17 protein-coding genes are annotated in these 16,221 nt (G+C 61.3%); 11 read left to right on the top strand and 6 right to left on the bottom strand.

Annotated features, from left to right (window positions below; genetic code table 11):
* Positions 1–128 precede the first annotated feature (128 nt).
* Genes ACYG9V_RS23980 through ACYG9V_RS23970 form a run of 3 tightly spaced genes read left to right on the top strand, consistent with a single transcriptional unit; the run spans position 129 to position 1,545 of the window.
* Positions 129–695, top strand: a complete 567-nt coding sequence (locus ACYG9V_RS23980) for a helix-turn-helix domain-containing protein (protein WP_023668339.1) — start codon at positions 129–131, stop codon at positions 693–695.
* Positions 696–699: 4 nt separating this feature from the next.
* A complete protein-coding gene (locus tag ACYG9V_RS23975; protein WP_023682084.1) occupies positions 700–1,008 on the top strand; it encodes a hypothetical protein in 309 nt (102 codons plus the stop codon).
* 15 nt (positions 1,009–1,023) lie between these two features.
* Positions 1,024–1,545 carry a GNAT family N-acetyltransferase gene (locus ACYG9V_RS23970; protein ID WP_023690909.1) on the top strand — a complete coding sequence of 174 codons (522 nt, stop codon included), beginning with the start codon at positions 1,024–1,026 and terminating at the stop codon, positions 1,543–1,545.
* Here ACYG9V_RS23970 and ACYG9V_RS23965 read toward each other — a convergent pair.
* Entirely contained in the window at positions 1,542–3,344 is a 1,803-nt protein-coding gene (locus ACYG9V_RS23965) for an NAD(P)/FAD-dependent oxidoreductase (RefSeq protein WP_023703001.1), read from the bottom strand. The genes ACYG9V_RS23970 and ACYG9V_RS23965 overlap by 4 nt on opposite strands.
* 138 nt (positions 3,345–3,482) lie before the next feature.
* Positions 3,483–4,373 carry a LysR family transcriptional regulator gene (locus ACYG9V_RS23960; protein ID WP_352513025.1) on the bottom strand — a complete coding sequence of 297 codons (891 nt, stop codon included), beginning with the start codon at positions 4,371–4,373 and terminating at the stop codon, positions 3,483–3,485.
* Between the two features lie 121 nt (positions 4,374–4,494).
* Between ACYG9V_RS23960 and tmpA the strand changes: the two genes are divergently transcribed.
* From tmpA to ACYG9V_RS23945, 3 genes are all read left to right on the top strand, one after another.
* Positions 4,495–5,646: a 2-trimethylaminoethylphosphonate dioxygenase gene (tmpA, locus tag ACYG9V_RS23955; protein ID WP_352513026.1), complete on the top strand. Its 1,152-nt coding sequence runs from the start codon at positions 4,495–4,497 to the stop codon at positions 5,644–5,646.
* Positions 5,643–6,227: a (R)-1-hydroxy-2-trimethylaminoethylphosphonate oxygenase gene (tmpB, locus tag ACYG9V_RS23950; protein WP_352513027.1), complete on the top strand. Its 585-nt coding sequence runs from the start codon at positions 5,643–5,645 to the stop codon at positions 6,225–6,227. The genes tmpA and tmpB overlap by 4 nt, the downstream gene beginning before the upstream one ends.
* A gap of 394 nt (positions 6,228–6,621) precedes the next feature.
* Positions 6,622–7,050, top strand: coding sequence for a hypothetical protein (locus tag ACYG9V_RS23945; RefSeq protein ID WP_023750905.1), 429 nt, complete (start codon positions 6,622–6,624; stop codon positions 7,048–7,050).
* Positions 7,051–7,099: 49 nt separating this feature from the next.
* On the opposite strand, the gene ACYG9V_RS23940 is transcribed toward ACYG9V_RS23945, so the two are convergent.
* The 3 genes from ACYG9V_RS23940 to ACYG9V_RS23930 all read right to left on the bottom strand — a co-directional run bounded on the left by ACYG9V_RS23940 (position 7,100) and on the right by ACYG9V_RS23930 (position 9,600).
* A complete protein-coding gene (locus ACYG9V_RS23940) occupies positions 7,100–7,747 on the bottom strand; it encodes a response regulator transcription factor (protein ID WP_352765629.1) in 648 nt (215 codons plus the stop codon).
* Entirely contained in the window at positions 7,744–9,135 is a 1,392-nt protein-coding gene (locus tag ACYG9V_RS23935; RefSeq protein WP_352515003.1) for a sensor histidine kinase, read from the bottom strand. The genes ACYG9V_RS23940 and ACYG9V_RS23935 overlap by 4 nt, the downstream gene beginning before the upstream one ends.
* A 162-nt stretch (positions 9,136–9,297) precedes the next feature.
* Complete coding sequence (locus ACYG9V_RS23930) at positions 9,298–9,600, bottom strand: DUF1236 domain-containing protein (RefSeq protein ID WP_023731684.1); 303 nt, start codon at positions 9,598–9,600, stop codon at positions 9,298–9,300.
* A gap of 582 nt (positions 9,601–10,182) precedes the next feature.
* Here ACYG9V_RS23930 and ACYG9V_RS23925 point away from each other — a divergent pair.
* The 3 genes from ACYG9V_RS23925 (at position 10,183) to ilvN (ending at position 13,927) form a co-directional block, all read left to right on the top strand.
* Positions 10,183–11,145: a DUF1236 domain-containing protein gene (locus tag ACYG9V_RS23925; protein WP_352765628.1), complete on the top strand. Its 963-nt coding sequence runs from the start codon at positions 10,183–10,185 to the stop codon at positions 11,143–11,145.
* 331 nt (positions 11,146–11,476) lie between these two features.
* Positions 11,477–13,273: an acetolactate synthase 3 large subunit gene (locus ACYG9V_RS23920; RefSeq protein ID WP_023668351.1), complete on the top strand. Its 1,797-nt coding sequence runs from the start codon at positions 11,477–11,479 to the stop codon at positions 13,271–13,273.
* An 81-nt stretch (positions 13,274–13,354) separates the two neighbouring features.
* Positions 13,355–13,927, top strand: a complete 573-nt coding sequence (gene ilvN, locus ACYG9V_RS23915; RefSeq protein WP_023668352.1) for an acetolactate synthase small subunit — start codon at positions 13,355–13,357, stop codon at positions 13,925–13,927.
* A gap of 11 nt (positions 13,928–13,938) precedes the next feature.
* Here ilvN and ACYG9V_RS23910 read toward each other — a convergent pair whose 3' ends face one another.
* Entirely contained in the window at positions 13,939–14,319 is a 381-nt protein-coding gene (locus ACYG9V_RS23910) for a metalloregulator ArsR/SmtB family transcription factor (protein ID WP_023702997.1), read from the bottom strand.
* Between the two features lie 156 nt (positions 14,320–14,475).
* Here ACYG9V_RS23910 and ACYG9V_RS23905 point away from each other — a divergent pair, with 156 nt between their 5' ends.
* The gene (locus ACYG9V_RS23905) at positions 14,476–15,432 is read left to right on the top strand and encodes an acyl-CoA desaturase (protein WP_023714739.1); all 957 of its coding nucleotides are present in this window, start codon (positions 14,476–14,478) and stop codon (positions 15,430–15,432) included.
* 123 nt (positions 15,433–15,555) lie between these two features.
* Positions 15,556–16,152 (top strand): LysE family translocator, encoded by a 597-nt coding sequence (locus ACYG9V_RS23900; protein WP_023688075.1) that lies wholly within the window; start codon positions 15,556–15,558, stop codon positions 16,150–16,152.
* The last annotated feature ends 69 nt before the right edge of the window (positions 16,153–16,221 follow it).

The following is a 16,221-nucleotide window of genomic DNA, read 5'->3' as shown; positions in this document are numbered from 1 at the left end:
AGCGTCGATCCTACACAGACGGGGTTAAGGTGGCGTGATGCGGGATGGTGTAGCAGGGGTTAACCCGTCAGCGAAAATTCAACCGGCCGGCCTCTTTTCCGAATCCAAATATTCGATATATTGGACGAATGACTGATATAGCGAATGACATGTCGGCCACGATAGGCAGACGAATCCACGCCGAAAGAGCCTTGCGGGACTGGTCGTTGGCCGACCTGGCGAACCGCTCCGGCGTCTCCAAAGCCATGCTCAGCACTATCGAGCGCGGCATGACCAGCCCGACGGCCGCGCTGCTGGTGCGCATCGCCGCTGCTTTCGGCATGACGCTGTCGACGCTGATAGCACGCGCCGAGCAGCAAGGTGGCGGCCTGCTGCGCGAGAGTGAGCAGCCGGTTTGGCGCGACCCCGGTACGGGCTATGTCCGTCGGCATCTGTCGCCGGTTTCCGACACGCCGCTCGAATTGATCCGGGTGCAACTGCCGGCTGGCGCCAGTGTGAGTTTCCCGGCGGCGTCCTATGCCTTCATCAAGCAGCAGATGTGGCTGATCTCCGGGCGACTTGAGTTCACCGAGGGTGATATGGTGCATAGTCTCGAGCCCGGCGACTGCCTGGCGCTCGGCGCGCCGTCGGACTGCACGTTCCATGCCGTCGGACCGCAGCCGGCCGACTATCTGGTTGCGCTGGTCAGGGGCTGAAATCGTGGCAAGACGTCCCAAGCGCTCCGACAATGGCGGACCGCCGCTCGATGATTACAAGGGCCCGCCATGGGGCAAGGGCGATCCCTACATCTTCCTGGCCTGGCAGGCAGCGCATGCCAAGGCGTGGAAGGCGCCAAGCCGTGACGTGATGCTGATGCGCATGGAAAAGGCCGAGCGGCTTGGCCTGACGTATGAGGAATACACGCTCGAAATCCTCGAACGCGGGCTGCATCTGCAGCCGAAAGACACCGATCGCATCGCCGCGATCAAGGCGAGACGAAAGCGGCGCCGCGTCGCGCGTCTGGATTAGCAAGGCAAAGTGCAGGTGAGTCCCATCGAAATCAGGTCGCTGACTGCGGGAACACGCGACATGCTGGCCGACCTCCTGATCGAGACGGTCGCGGCCGGCGGCTCCGTCAGCTTCATGCATCCCTTATCCAGGCAAGCGGCGGAAACTTTCTGGAGCAACTCGTTGATGGCAGCAGAGAGAGGCGAAAGAGCGGTGCTGGGCGCTTGGTATGGCGACGCGTTGGTCGGCACCGTCACCTTGCTGCTCGACTTTCCGGTCAATCAGCCGCACCGGGCCGAGATCGCCAAGCTCATGACCCGCGTCGAACACCGCGGCAAGGGCATAGCGAGCCGGCTGATGCGGGCGGCCGAAACGCTCGCCGTCGAGAAAGGCCGCACGCTTCTGGTGCTGGACACCGCAACCGAGGAGGGCGCTTCCGGCCTTTACGAAAAACTCGGCTTCACGCTCACTGGCGAAATACCGGACTTTGCCCTGAAACCGCATGGCGGGCTGACCGGCACGCTCATCTACTGGAAGCGCATCGGCGGCGCTGCCTAACCCTTGTGGTGAACCTCTTGCAGCGCGTAGACCGGCGTGGCGATGCCTTCCATGCGCGCCTTCAGCTGCAGCGCCAGGAACTGGGAGTAATGGCGCGACTGGTGCAAATTGCCGCCATGGAACCACAGCGCCTCCTGCTGCGTCGGCTTCCACATGTTGCGCAGCTCGCCTTCCCAGGGGCCTGGGTCCTTGGTGGTGTTGGAGCCGAGGCCCCAGCATTTGCCGACCTTGTCCGCGACCTCCCGTGAGATCAAATCGGCCGCCCAGCCATTCATCGAACCGTAGCCGGTGGCGTAGACGATGAGATCGGCCGGCAGTTCCGATCCGTCGGAGAGCAGAACGGAGTGCTCCTTGATCTCCTTCACGTCGACACCGCTTTTCAGCTTGATCGACCCGTCGATGATCAGGTCGGAGGCGCCGACATCGATGTAATAGCCCGAGCCGCGCCGCAGATATTTCATGAACAGGCCGGAGCCGTCATCGCCCCAGTCAAGCATGAAGCCGGCCTTTTCCAGGCCCTTGTAGAATTTGTCGTCCCGCTTCTTCATCTCGGCATAGGCCGGGATCTGGAATTCGTGCAGGATCTTGTAGGGCAGGGAGGCAAAGACGAGGTCGGCCTTGGCTGTGGTCATACCGCTCGCGACCGCCTTTTCCGAATAGAGCGAGCCCAGGCCGATCTCCATCAGCGTGTCCGACTTGACGATGTGCGTGGTCGAGCGCTGCACCATGGTGACGTCGGCGCCGGCCTCCCAAAGGGCTGCTGCAATGTCGTGGGCGGAGTTGTTCGAGCCGATGACGACAGCTTGTCTGCCGACATAGGCATCGGGTCCCGGATGCTTCGAGGAGTGATGCTGGTCGCCCTTGAATGTGTCCATGCCCTTGAAGTTCGGCATGTTGGCCTTGCCGGATTGCCCCGTGGCCAGCACCAATTGTTTCGGCTTCAGCGTGATGTCCTTGCCGTCGCGGCGCACGACAACGGTCCATTCCTTTTTCTTGTCGTCATAAACGGCGCTCTTGGCCTCGGTCGATGACCAGTAATTCAGCTCCATCACCTTGGCGTACATTTCCAGCCAGTCGCCGATCTTGTCCTTGGGCGCGAAGACCGGCCAGTTCTTGGGGAAGTCGATATAGGGCAGATGGTCGTACCAGACCGGGTCGTGCAGGCAGAGCGATTTGTAGCGCTTGCGCCAGCTGTCGCCGGCACGCTCGTTCTTCTCGACGATGATGGTGGGCACGCCGAGTTGCCGCAGCCGGGCGCCGAGCGCGATGCCGCCCTGGCCGCCGCCAATGATGAGCGTATAGGGCTGCGTCTTGAAGCCGAGTTCGGCGGCTTCCTTCTCGCGCTCCTCCTTCCAGGTCGGGCGGTTCTTGCCATGGCCGTGCTTGGCGCCGAGCGGGCGGTCGAAACCGGCCGGCTCCTCATGGCCCTTGAGCTCGACCATAGTGGTGAGCAGCGTCCAGATCTTGCCGTCCTTCAGCCGGATGTGGCCGAAGCCGCGCGCGACAGACGTTTCGAAACTGATCCAGCCGTCGAGCACGCCGTCGCTTTCCGTGGCATCCTCGCCCTTGGCGATCGCCCAGTTCGACGGTTTGGTCCTGGCCAACTGGCTGACCAGCATGTCGCGCACCTGGTCGCGGCCTTCCATTGTCTTGATGTTCCAGGTGAAGGTGACGAGATCGCGCCAGTAACAATCCTCCTGGAAGCAGGCGACGGCCTTGTCGATGTCGCCGGCGGTGAGTGCCGCGCCGAAGCGATCGAGCAGGTCGGAAAGCTTCTTGTTGGGGGCCTTGTCGAGCATTGAATCTCCTCCGCGATTTTTCCTGGCCGCCTGTAGCGAGCGGAACCCTGCCGAAGCTTGACGTCCGGCCTGGCGCAGTATCGCGGCAAATTATGCGTCGCGTCACGTCGTCCAATAGTTTGCCGCGTATTCAGGGGCTTATCGGGAAATCGGGACGCCGAAGACCGTTGCGAACCAGCGGCGGACCGCTTCTTCGGCCGGGCTCAGATGCGCGCCCGAAGGTGCGGTCAGATAGTGGCCGGCACCGCTCGACAGAGCGAAGCCGGAAAGGGTGACAAGCGATCCTTCGCGCAGTGCCGCGTCGGCCAACGGTCGCGATCCCAGCACCATGCCGGCGCCGTGCTTCGCCGCCTCCAACGCGGTAACGAAACTGTCGAATTTGTGCGTCGGCCCCAGCGCCGGCTCCATTCGTGCGACGGCGAACCATTCGCCCCACATTTCCCGCGCGCCGACCACTGTAAGTCTCGGCAATCCTGTCCAATCCTTGGCCTTGGCGAGATGTGGCGACGCCATCGGCGTCAAGGTTTCGCGGGTGAGGCGGTCGGCCTGCCGTCCGGCAAAGGAGCCGGAGCCAATGCCGAATCGGATGTCGAGACCCACAAAGCGCTCGCCATAATCGGCCGGTGTGTGGATGGTCTCGATCTGCAGCTGGACGAAGGGCAGGTCCTTGGCCATTTGCGGCAGCTTTGGCGCGATCATCAGCACGGCAAAGGAAATCGGCGAGCGGATCGTCACGCTCTGGACGGTCTTGGGTTCAAACAGCTCGCGCGTGCTGTTGGCGATCACGGCGAAGGCCGATTGCAGATGCGGCAGGTACGCGGCACCCTCCGGCGTCAATTCGACGCCGCGCGCCAGGCGGATGAACAGCGGCTGCTTCAACCGCTCTTCGAGAGAACGGATGTGCTGGCTGACCGCAGCCTGGGTCAGGCCAAGCTCGGCCGCGGCGGCGGTGAAATTCGACAGCCGCGCGGCGGCCTCGAAACTGCGCAGCCAGTCGAGCGGGGGCAAGGGCAGGGTTGTCAGAGGCATAAACTGTTTATGGCCTTTGGCTGCAAAATGATAATTTGAGTTATGCCTTCGACATCATCACGATGCAACCGGAAACCCTGCGGAGTTGGCTGCGGGGCGCAGCGGACAGGAACGGATCCCCATGCTTACCCAGGCGCTGATCGGCGACGAAGGAAGGACGATCGACCTCGGGTGGAAGGATGGCGCGCGCACTCGCTTTCACGCAGTGTGGTTGCGCGACAATGCGCTCGACGACAAGACGCGCAGCGCCGGCAACGGCCAGCGGCTGATCACCATTCTCGACATTCCCGCGCAGACATGGATCGGCGCAGCCGCGATCAAGGGCGATGCGCTTGAAGTCAGTTTCGAACCGGAGGGAAAGACGGTGCGCTTTCCTGCGGCATGGCTGAGCGCCAATGCCTATGACCGCGATGCCGCCCGACAGCCCGGCTGGACAGGCGAGGGCACCGTGCGATGGACCAGGGCCTCTATGCAGAATTCGGTGCCCCGAGCCGGCTATGTCGCGGCCAGCCGCGACCGCGCCGTCTTGCGGCAATGGCTGTCGGCGGTGAAGACCTACGGCTTCGCGGTGATGGACGATCTGCCGGCCGAATCCGGGGCGCTGTGCAAAGTGTCCGATCTGTTCGGCTATATCAGGGAGACCAATTACGGCCGCTGGTTCGAGGTGCGCGCCGAGGTCAATCCAACCAATCTGGCCTACACCAATCTTGGCCTGCAGGCGCACACCGACAACCCCTATCGTGATCCGGTGCCGACCTTGCAGATCCTGTCCTGCATCGAAAACACGGTGGAGGGTGGCGAATCCAGCGTCGTCGATGGTTTTGCCGTGGCGGCCGCGCTGCAGGCCGAAAACCCCGAAGGCTTCCGGCTGTTCAGTTCATACCCGGCGCGTTTCGAATATGCGGGGTCGTCGGGCGTGCGATTGCAGGCCAAGCGGCCGATGATCGAGCTCGGGCCGGATGGCGAACTCATCGCCATCCGCTTCAACAACCGCTCGTTGGCGCCGACGGTCGATGTGCCGTTCGCGGAGATGGAGGCCTACTACGCCGCCTATCGCCGGTTTGCCGAACTGATCGAGGATCCGTCCTTCGAAGTCACCTTCAGGCTTGAGGCGGGCGAGGCCTTCATCGTCGACAACACCCGCGTCATGCATGCCCGCAAGGCGTTCTCCGGCACCGGCAAGCGCTGGCTGCAGGGCTGCTACGCCGACAAGGATGGCCTTTTGTCGACGCTGTCGGCGATCGAACACAGCTTCAAGGAAGCAGCGGAATGAGCAGCCAAGATTTGAACGCGAGCAACATCGTCGAATTCATCGCCGATATTTTCGAACGCCGAGGGGCGGAATCCTATCTCGGCGAACCCGTCACCATGTCGGAGCACATGTTGCAGGGCGCCTGGTTCGCCGAAAAGGACGGCGCGCCCGATGTGCTGGTGGCGGCGGCACTGCTGCACGATATCGGCCACTACACCAGCGAGTTCGGCACCTATTCGCCCGACGATGTCGAGGACAAGCATCATGACGAAGCCGGCGGCGAGGTGCTGGTGCCGTTCTTTCCACCGGTGATCGTCGAATGCGTCAGGCTGCATGTCGCGGCCAAGCGCTACCTCTGCTCTACCGACCCGACCTATTTCGGCAGGCTGTCGCAGGCCTCGGTCCACACGCTGTCGCTGCAAGGCGGGCCGATGAATGCCGAAGAGGTGGCAGAGTTCCGCAAGAACCCGTTCCACGAGGAAGCGGTGCGGGTTCGCATCTGGGACGAGGCCGGCAAGATCGCCAACATGAAGACCCGGGCATTTCGCGACTACATGCCGCTGCTGCAACGGGTTGTCCGCGACTTCGCCAATCGCGCCTGATCATAATCCGGGGAAGGAACGGCATGTGCTACCGCTTCGACGGCGAGCATGCGCAAACCGTATGCCGGAGCGCCTGCCGCAAACATCTGCGTGCCGCAGGCGCTCGCGCCTCGCTGCCGATCCCTACCGGTGACGAGCCTTGTCACCGCGGATTTTATTGCGACATCCGTCGGCGCGGCCCAAGATCAGTAGGTCAGACTTCGGTGTATATTTGACTCAGACGAAGGTCTGAGAATCGAGCTGCAAGCACGAAAGGAGAGTTTCCTCAGCGTTTGTGAGCCGCAATTTTGGGCTGTTCATTCTTGAATACCGTGACACATCATGATGTGATGGTGGCATGAATGGAGAAAGGCAGCCCCTGTTTTCATCCGTGCGTCGCCGGGCGTACTTTAGCTTGCGCGTATTCGCGGCGGTTGCGGTGGCGATGCCGGTGCTTGGTCTGCGGTTGAGCCATGTCGACGGCTACAAGATCGAATTCGCCGCTGCCAGCGCCAAGAGCGGAAACAATGGCAATGGTAACGGTGGTGGTAACGGTAGTGGTAATGGTAATGGCTCAGGCGGCAACGCCGGGAATGGCAACGCCAACGGAAAGGGAAAAAATGGTGCCGGCGACAACGCCCCCGGTAGCCAAGCTCCGAGTAGCCAAGTCAATGCCGCTGGCGACACGGTGACGGTACAGGGCGCCAAAATCCAGGTCGTGCATCGCGATGGATTCAGCGAAAGCATCGAGGCCGGCCGCTTCACTATGAAGGATCCGCTTGGAAGGACAATTGTCGAACGCGCCGTAAGGGCCTCCGACATTGCTCGTCTGAAAGGGCTGTGACTGTTGGTTCGCCAACCAGCATCCGACCTTCAGACAAGCCCCGATCTCCCTATACAAGACCCGTTTTGGGCGCGTGCATAAGAATGGCTGCTTCGGTGCGGTTTCGCACCTTTAGCTTTTGAAATATCCGAGTCATGTGGTGTTTTACCGTTTTCTCCTGCAGGTTGAGACGTTTGGCGACTTCTTTATTGCTCAGTCCTTCGCCTACCAAAGAGATTATCCCAAGCTCGCGTCCCGAGAGATTGGCAACGAGATCGGTTGTGCGCTTTTCCGGCCGGATCAGTTCAGTCAAAAGCTGCGCTGACAGGGTCGGCGAAACATATTTTTTTCCTGCGGCTATATAAGTCAGCACCTCGGCCAGCGATGCCGCCCCAATCCCTTTCAGCACATATCCGCGTACGCCCAGCCTGAGCGCCGTTGCCAAATCGGCGTTCGCCTCCGAGACGGTGAGCATGACGATCTTGCAGTCAGGCTGAGTTGCAAGAATATTTTCCGCTGCCGCTAGGCCCCCTCCCGGCAAACTGATGTCGAGCAGCAATATGTCGGGATTTGCCAAGGCCGCAAGCTGTTCGGCATCCGCCGCGGTTTCGCCCGCACCAACGACTTCGAAGCCGCCGATTTCGGCGAGGCTGCGAGCCACACCCTCGCGAAACAGCGGATGATCATCAACAATGGCAATCCTTATGGGAGCGGTCATTTCTGGTCCTCGATGTTGAGCGTTATGGTCAGCCGGGTCCCCCTGGGGCTCGAAAAGGTCTCGAAGTGACCTCCGATACTTTCGATACGTTCCCTCATACCGGCGAGTCCAAGTCCTTCACACGATCCCGACTGGAATCCAGGGCCGTGATCAAGCACTTGAATGAGGAGCTTGCCCTGCGTCACTCTCGCCTTGACAGCCTGCCCCTTGCCCAGACCGTGTCGCCAGGCATTGTTTAGCCCCTCCTGCGCGAAGCGAAAGATGCTTATTTTCTCGGACGTCCCCAGGTCGGGCAGGCGAGGTGGCAGTGAAAGCGATACGGAGGAGGCCGTCCGGCGTTCATGTTCGGCAACCGCAAGCCGCAATATCTCCGCGACTGTCGAAGCTTCGATCTGTGGCAGCACGAGGCCGGTGCAGATGGCGCGGATCTCCCGCATCGCCTCGTCCAACGTATGATGGATATCGGCGATCTCGGTCTTGCGGTGGCTTGGGGATGCGGCGGGATCGAGCAGCAAAGGGCTGTCCATGCGCAGCGCAGCCAGTGCGACGAGCTGAGCTGGACCGTCATGCAAATCAGACCCAATGCGGCGCAAGTAACGCTCGTTGATTGCCGTTGCGCGGCGCGACGCCTGCTGGACGCGCTCCCGCAAAGCGGAATTCTGCTCCAAAAGCAACTGAAGTTCCGCCACTTGTGTCTCAAGCGCTGAACGCTGCGTTTCGATAGTGCTGCTGCCGCGAAGCACGATTCCCGAGAGCATCGCCAAGGCGACCGCGGTCGCGCCAGCCACGAGCAGCCAGCTCGACCATAGTGCCGAGTTTAAAGTGCCCTGAAGATCGTCGGCTATCTCGTAGAACTCGGAAACGGCCACAACATCGCCCGACCACGGCTCTCGAACCGGATTGTAGATCTCGAGCAGCGAGGCGGTGGGGCTCTTCCGTTCCTTCCTTTCATTTTCGTCCAGATCATTGAATTGCGCCACCACGTTTCCGCCGAACGCATGCAGCAAGTTCGCATTTGGCTCGAAGGTCTGGCCAATAAGAGCCGCGTCTTTGGCGTACAGCACCTTGCCATCACGCCGCCAAAGCACGAACGACGCCAGTTTTTTTCCGAGAGCACCCTGGTCCAGGGTTTCATCGAGTGCCCGTTTAACGGTGTCGCTGAGCTGCTGGCTTTTGCGCATATCCGGCAGGATTGGCGCGATGACACTGTCGACGTAAAGCGCGGTCGTGCTTGCAGAGTTGCGGATCACTCCATCTCGTATTTGCGAGGTGACCCATAGGCCGACGACCAGCATCAGCGACAGCAGCCCAATGCTTCCGACTATGATGAACTGCCAAGCCAACGATAGCCTGTTCCAGTTTTGATAGAGACTATCAATGTAGCGCACGTCTCAACCGACCCCGCGACTTTGGCCGTGCCAAAATGCCTAAGCCATCCTACATCTAGAACGGTCGATGGTGCGAGCAAGCGCTAGGTTGAATGCCGGGGAAACCGCAATTTCAGGGCATGATCCCACCGCCACCCGCGGGGAACGGCGGTGGGATCAGCGTTACTGTATGATCTTGACGATCTTCCGCGTGCCGGGGTCGACCAGCACGGTTCGCCCGTCGACCACAACGTAGCGATACTTGACGCTCGGCACTTCATGCAGTTCCACCGTGTCGGGAATGGCGGTCCCCACGTTCAATTCGACACCTGGAATCTTCACCGACGCAAGGGGCTGCTTTTTCACGTATTCGCGCACAACCGTTTCCTGCTCCGGCGCGATGATGACGTCTTGAGCGGCAACTACGCCCGCGCTCGCGAGCAGCAAGAATCCGGCAATTGCGGTCGACTGGTACATGGTCGTCATGATTCTCTCCTTCATGCGAGCAACGCTCATGCATCTTGCGCGAGCTCGATTCCGATACGGGTGGTGTTGATGAGGTTGATGCACACCGGGAGCCGAACGGGCTTTTCGCGGCTGCGTTCCCGCGTGGGGCTTCGGTCCGGGCGTCATCGGGCCAATGGACGATAGGGGGAGGGACCAAAGTCTGGTGCCAGGCTGTAGAGGTCCTAGAGCCTCCTCAGGGCGGAACACAGGGTTCTCGGCATCGTTGAGATCAGCACTTGTGGGAGGCGTTAATGGACAACAGCGTCCATCAGGCACGATGGTTGCTCTTGCCTGTTTTCGGGGTAGCCATCCTGGTCATGACGACGGGAGTACTTCTAAGCTTGTGATGTTGGTGTCATCGCTATGGGATCGCAAGCTCAGGAGAAAATAAAATGTTGCGTTGCATTAATTGTTTGATGCAATTTGTAGGTGATTGTTGCAAAATTACTGCCAACATTCATTGGTCTTCTTAGAAGCCCGATTTTATTCACAAAATGTGGAACAAAGTATTTTTGGCAGAGTTGGCTAGGCTGAGGGACCGACTCTTTAAGGAGAAAGCAGATGAAACATGTGTTGATCACGAGCATGATTGCGCTTGGCGTCGGGTGCGGCGCCGCGATCGCCCAGACCCAGGCCGCGCAGCCGAGCGGTGGCGACAACTGCGCCGCCGGCGCGGCCGATTGCCAGAAGGGCGGCAAGGCCGGAGAACAGGCGCAAGGCAAGATGAAGTCACAGACCGATCAGAATGCACAGGGCCAGGCTGGCGCCACGACCGATCAGCAGGCTCAGGGCAAAGCCAAGCTCAAGACGGATGAACAGGCACAGGGCAAGGCCGGGACCAGTACCGAGCAGAATGCTCAGGGTCAGGCCGGTGCCACGACCGATCAGCAGGCTCAGGGCAAGGCCAAGCTCAAGACGGATGAACAGGCCCAGGGCAAGGCCGGGACCAGCACCGAGCAGAATGCTCAGGGCCAGACCGGCACCAGCACCGAGAAGCAGGCTCAGGGCAAGGCCAAGCTCAAGACGGATGAACAGGCCCAAGGCAAGGCCGGGACCAGCACCGAGCAGAACGCTCAGGGCCAGACCGGCACCAGCACCGAGAAGCAGGCTCAGGGCAAAGCCGGGACCAGCACCGAGCAGAACGCTCAGGGCCAGACCGGCACCAGCACGGACCAGCAGGCCCAGGGCAAGGCCGGGACCACCACCGAGCAGAACGCTCAGGGCAACACAAACGTTCAGACCGACCAGGGCAATACGGCCTCGATCAACAACGTGACCGTCGAGCAGAAGACGCAGGTCACGCAGATCATCCACGAGACCAGGGTTGAGCCGGTGAAGAACGTCGACTTCGACATTTCGGTCGGCATCGAGGTGCCGCGGCACAAAGTGCGCCTGCACCGTCTGCCGGCGCGCATTGTCAAGATCGTCCCGGCCTACGAATCCTATGAGTACTTCGTGCTGGCCGACGGGCGCATCGTCATCGTCGACCCGGATACGTACAAGATCGTGCTGATCCTGACGTGACACGGCAGTGACTCTTGTTCCCGGCGCGGTGCGATTGAGGGGTATCGTATGCGCCGCGGTGGCCCGCCGACCAGAGGCGGCGGGCCACTTGCTTTGTCTTTCGCATCGCGCGTTTTTCCCGTTGACACCCTGCCTTTCACCCTCGTAGTGTCCGCCACGATGAAAAAGGCACTCATTCTCGTAGGAAAGCGCGTGGGCAAGGCGGTGTAACCGCCGGGCGAAAACCTCCCATGCGCAACACACAGGCTCCCATCGGGGGCCTTTTTTATTGCCCGAAACACGACTAAACGACCAGCAATCGCCTCATGGCTAGAAGTACGGGACCAGACCGATGAGCAACGGACAGAACGAACGGCGCGAAATGCCAAACAGGGAAATGACTGGCGCCGAAATGGTGGTGCAGGCGCTGAAGGACAATGGCGTCAAGCATGTCTTCGGTTATCCCGGCGGCGCGGTGCTTCCGATCTATGACGAAATCTTCCAGCAGGACGAGGTCGAGCATATCCTCGTCCGCCACGAGCAAGGCGCAGGGCATGCGGCCGAAGGCTATGCCCGCTCGACCGGCAAGGCCGGCGTCATGCTGGTGACCTCCGGCCCGGGCGCCACCAATGCGGTGACGCCGCTGCAGGATGCGCTGATGGATTCGATCCCGCTGGTCTGCCTGACCGGGCAGGTGCCGACTTCGCTGATCGGCTCCGACGCGTTCCAGGAGTGCGACACGGTCGGCATCACGCGCCCCTGCACCAAGCACAACTGGCTGGTGAAGGACGTCAACGAATTGGCCGCCACCATCCATGAGGCCTTCCATGTCGCGACGACCGGCCGCCCCGGCCCGGTGGTGGTCGACATTCCGAAGGATGTGCAGTTCGCCAAAGGCATCTATGTGCCGCCGCAAGCGGCGCCGCGCACCAGCTATCAGCCGAAGGTCCAGGGCGACCTGGAAAAGATCAAGGCCGCCGTCGAACTGATGGCCAGCGCCAAGAAGCCGATCATTTATTCCGGCGGCGGCGTCATCAACTCCGGTCCGGAGGCCAGCCATTTGCTGCGCGAACTGGTCGACCTCACCGGCTTCCCGATCACCTCGACGCTGATGGGCCTCGGCGCGTATCCTGCATCGGGCAAGAACTGGATGGGCATGCTGGGCATGCACGGCACTTACGAAGCCAATATGGCGATGCATGATTGCGACGTGATGATCTGCATCGGCGCGCGCTTCGACGACCGCATCACCGGACGGCTGACCGCCTTCTCGCCCAATTCGAAGAAGATCCACATCGACATCGATCCATCGTCGATCAACAAGAACGTGCACACGGAAGTGCCCATCATCGGCGATGTCGGCCGGGTGCTGGAGGACATGGTGCGGCTGTGGCGGGCGAGCGCCAAGGCCGACAAGAAGGCGCTCCATCCCTGGTGGGAGCAGATCGCCAAATGGCGCGCGCGTGACTCGCTCGCGTTCAAGATGAACCACGATGTGATCATGCCGCAATATGCCATCCAGCGGCTCTACGAACTGACCAAGGACATGGACACCTACATCACCACCGAGGTCGGCCAGCACCAGATGTGGGCGGCGCAGCACTATCATTTCGAGAAGCCGAACCGCTGGATGACGTCGGGCGGGTTGGGCACGATGGGCTACGGTCTGCCGGCTGCGCTCGGCGTGCAGATCGCGCACCCGGATGCGCTGGTCATCGACATCGCAGGCGATGCCTCGGTGCAGATGACGATGCAGGAGATGAGCGCGGCGGTGCAGCACAATGCGCCGATCAAGATCTTCATCCTCAACAACCAGTATATGGGCATGGTGCGCCAGTGGCAGCAGCTGCTGCACGGCAACCGTCTGTCGCATTCCTACACCGAAGCGATGCCCGACTTCGTCAAGCTGGCCGACGCATATGGCGGCCATGGCATTCGCTGCGAGAAGCCGGACGAGCTGGACGATGCGATCAAGGAGATGATCGCGGTGAAGAAGCCGGTGCTGTTCGATTGCCGGGTGGCGACGCTCGCCAACTGCTTCCCGATGATCCCGTCGGGCAAGGCGCATAATGAAATGCTCCTGCCCGACGAGGCGACCGACGAAGCCGTGGCCAACGCCATCGACGCCAAGGGCAGGGAACTGGTCTAGGTCCAAGCCGGGGCAGGGCTGTCGCGAGAAGCCGTGCGCAAACAGAGAATTAGCTCAAAGTCTGAAATCGAGATTCATGTCATGAACGCACAGCTTCAACCGACCGGCTCCGCCTATTTCATCGCCAAGGAAACGGAAAAGCCGGAGAACCACACGCTCTCCGTGCTGGTCGACAATGAGCCCGGTGTGCTTGCCCGGGTCATCGGCCTCTTTTCCGGCCGCGGTTATAACATCGAGAGCCTCACCGTCTCCGAGACCGAACACGAGAAGCACCTGTCGCGCATCACCATCGTGACGCGCGGCACGCCGCATGTGCTGGAGCAGATCAAGCACCAGCTCGAACGCATCGTACCGGTGCATCGCGTCGTCGATCTCACCGTGCGCTCGCACGAGTTCGGCCAGGAGCGGCCGCTGGAACGCGAGTTGGCGCTGGTCAAGGTCGCCGGCACCGGCGAAGCCCGCGTCGAGGCGCTGCGTCTGGCGGACGCTTTTCGCGCTTCGGTCATCGACGCCAACACCGAGCACTTCATCTTCGAGATTACCGGCAAGGGTTCGAAGCTCGACCAGTTCATCGCCATCATGAAGCCGCTCGGCCTGGTCGAGATCTGCCGCACCGGCGTGGCGGCGATGAACCGCGGCCCGCAAGGGATGTAGTCTCAGTCCAACTATTTTACCGGCTTGGGATCGACCTTGCCGCTCGCCAGATTCTTACTCTCCCTTTTGATCGGGCGCGATACCGGACAGACGTCCTGGACGAAGCCGTTCAGCGTGTTAACCAGATTGTTCTGGACCAGCGAGTAGCGGATGAATTGTCCCTGCCGCTCCCTGGCGATGAGGCCGGCCGTCTCCAGGATGCTCAGATGCTGCGAGATCGACGGCTTCGACATGTCGAAGCGCGCCGCGATCTCGCCCGCGGTCAGCGAGGAGTGGGCGAGATAGGCGAGGATCTTGCGCCTCGGCTGCGATGACAGCGCCTCGAACACGCGCTGTATGGCGCTGCTTGCCCCGATAGCCGTGTCGCCATCCGCTGCATTGTCTTCGATCACCGCCTGCCTCTGTCGTTTCGCTTCCGGTATTTAGTCTATTGCCTAAATACCTAAATCGGAATAGTAGATAGTTAGCTTATTGCCTAAATAAGCGCCGGCGCGCCGGAAGGCAAGGCTCTTTGGTCCGGAAATGTTTCCTGCAGAGGAGGGGTACCGATGAAGACCATATCCACAGGCAGAATGATCTCGCAGCCCTTGAGCGATGCCGAAGATGGCGAGGTCGTCTGGATGCCGGCCAAGTCGATCTGGGTCGGTGCGATGACGCTGATTGCGTTGGTGTTCGGGCCGCTGACCTTCAGCTGGAGCGCTTTCGCCCTGTTCGTAGCGACGACGGCGGTGACGATCTGCGCCGGACACTCGGTCGGCATGCATCGCCTGCTCATCCATCGCTCGTTCAAGGTTCACATCTGGCTCAAACACGCGCTGGTCTATCTCGGCACGCTCGTCGGCATGGCCGGTCCGTTCGGCATGATCTATGCGCATGACATACGAGACTGGGCGCAGCGCCAGACGGCTTGTCACGACCTGCACGCCCACCGCCGGCCTTTCTTCACCGACGCTTTCTGGCAAATGCATTGCGCCGTAGCGTTGCGCAATCCGCCTGACTTCGTCATCGAGCCGTCGATCAGAAACGACCGCTTCTACAAATTCGTCGAGCGGACCTGGATGCTGCAGCAACTGCCGTGGGCGATCCTTTTCTTGCTCCTCGGCGGGTGGAGCTGGGTGGTCTGGGGCATTGCGGTGCGTATCTCCGTGTCGCTGACCGGGCATTGGCTGGTCGGGCATTTCGCACATCGCAGCGGGCAGCAGGGCTGGCGCGTCGATGGCGTTGCCGTGCAGGGCTACAACCTGCCGCGTTTCGGCCTGGTGACCTTTGGCGAGAGTTTCCACGGCAATCACCATGCGTTTCCCGAATCCGCAAAGCTCGGCCTGGAACGCGGGCAGATCGATCTCGGCTGGCTCTTCATCCGCATCCTGGCTGCCCTCGGCCTCGCGCATGGCGTGAAGCTTCCCGGGAACACGCCGAGGCGCAAAGGCCTGCGGCGTGTGGCTGGCCGTCAGGAGGCCGCCGCCGCTCCCAGCCTGTTGTCGGCGCGGGCCCACGGCAGGTAGACTGTGCCGGCCTGGCTGGCTCGGGATAGGCGGATCACGGCGGAGCGCTTTGGACCAATGGAATGAGGTTGCGTCCAGCGCTCTGTCGATTTAAGTCAGCATTGCTGACCTTTGTGAGCCGTCATGACCCTCGACGCTTTCCTTGCCCTTTTGGTCTACGCCTTCGTGACCTCGATCACGCCGGGGCCGAACAACCTCATGCTCTTGGCGTCGGGCGTGAATTTCGGCCTGGTCAGAACCATCCCGCATATGCTGGGCATCAGCATGGGTTTCCTGGTGCTGTTGCTTGCTGTCGGCTTTGGCCTGGGCGCGGTGCTTACGGCGTTTCCGGCCTTGCACACCGGATTGAAGATCGCCGGCGCTGCCTATCTGCTCTATCTCGCCTGGAAGATCGCCATGTCGCGCTCGCTGTCCAGCAAGGGTGAGACGGAGGCACGGCCGATGCGGTTCATCGAGGCAGCCGCATTCCAGTGGGTCAATGCGAAAGCCTGGGTGATGGCGATCACCGCCATGGCCGTCTACTCCAATCCGGACCACCCGTTCCTGTCGGTGGCGCTGATCGCGATCGCCTTCACCGTCGTCAACCTGCCGAGCGTCTCGATGTGGGCCGGTTTCGGCACAGCGCTGCGCGGGTTCCTGTCGGATCCGGTGCGGCTGAAATGGTTCAACATCGCCATGGGCGTGCTCTTGGCGGCGACGCTCTGGCCGATGCTGAAATAGACGCATCCCGCCTGAGATCTCAACCGCATCCTGGCTGGTTTTCCGACTGCTGAGCCGGCTGCATAGTCA

The sequence above is a fragment of the Mesorhizobium sp. W016 genome, from assembly GCF_054719485.1.
Note: the sequence above shows the minus strand (reverse complement) of the source record. Positions and strands in the feature narration are given on the sequence as shown.

Excerpts from the sequence above, each read along its gene's own strand:
- tmpB (WP_352513027.1), top strand. The coding sequence starts at position 5,643 with ATGAGCAGCCAAGATTTGAACGCGAGCAACATCGTCGAATTCATCGCC.
- ACYG9V_RS23940 (WP_352765629.1), bottom strand. The coding sequence starts at position 7,747 with ATGACCGCTCCCATAAGGATTGCCATTGTTGATGATCATCCGCTGTTT.
- ACYG9V_RS23930 (WP_023731684.1), bottom strand. The coding sequence starts at position 9,600 with ATGACGACCATGTACCAGTCGACCGCAATTGCCGGATTCTTGCTGCTC.
- ilvN (WP_023668352.1), top strand. The coding sequence starts at position 13,355 with ATGAACGCACAGCTTCAACCGACCGGCTCCGCCTATTTCATCGCCAAG.
- ACYG9V_RS23965 (WP_023703001.1), bottom strand. The coding sequence starts at position 3,344 with ATGCTCGACAAGGCCCCCAACAAGAAGCTTTCCGACCTGCTCGATCGC.
- ACYG9V_RS23905 (WP_023714739.1), top strand. The coding sequence starts at position 14,476 with ATGAAGACCATATCCACAGGCAGAATGATCTCGCAGCCCTTGAGCGAT.
- ACYG9V_RS23925 (WP_352765628.1), top strand. The coding sequence starts at position 10,183 with ATGAAACATGTGTTGATCACGAGCATGATTGCGCTTGGCGTCGGGTGC.
- ACYG9V_RS23980 (WP_023668339.1), top strand. The coding sequence starts at position 129 with ATGACTGATATAGCGAATGACATGTCGGCCACGATAGGCAGACGAATC.
- ACYG9V_RS23920 (WP_023668351.1), top strand. The coding sequence starts at position 11,477 with ATGAGCAACGGACAGAACGAACGGCGCGAAATGCCAAACAGGGAAATG.
- ACYG9V_RS23960 (WP_352513025.1), bottom strand. The coding sequence starts at position 4,373 with ATGCCTCTGACAACCCTGCCCTTGCCCCCGCTCGACTGGCTGCGCAGT.
- tmpA (WP_352513026.1), top strand. The coding sequence starts at position 4,495 with ATGCTTACCCAGGCGCTGATCGGCGACGAAGGAAGGACGATCGACCTC.
- ACYG9V_RS23900 (WP_023688075.1), top strand. The coding sequence starts at position 15,556 with ATGACCCTCGACGCTTTCCTTGCCCTTTTGGTCTACGCCTTCGTGACC.